This is a genomic window from Erwinia sp. PME.40.26/001, from assembly GCF_055556675.1.
Map to the genome: position 1 here is coordinate 1 of NZ_JBVHNP010000236.1, position 263 is coordinate 263.

The following is a 263-nucleotide window of genomic DNA, read 5'->3' on the forward strand; positions in this document are numbered from 1 at the left end:
TGTTGAAACCCGATGATAGAAACTCCTTCAACCTTGAGCGCGGAGATACGATAAAACTTCCTGCTGGCACAATTGCTTATTTGGTTAACAGAGATGACAACAAGGAGCTTAGAGTATTAGATCTCGCCATTCCCGTAAATAGACCTGGCCAACTTCAGTCTTTCTTATTGTCTGGAAATAAAAACCAACAAAACTACTTATCTGGGTTCAGTAAGAACATTCTAGAGGCTTCCTTCAATACTGATTATGAAGAGATAGAAAAG

Annotated in this window: 1 protein-coding gene; it reads left to right on the forward strand. The window is 39.2% G+C overall.

What is annotated here, in order from left to right:
* Positions 1–263: cupin domain-containing protein (locus ACZ3HG_RS24000; RefSeq protein WP_465334914.1), on the forward strand; the 263-nt coding region annotated here is incomplete at both ends.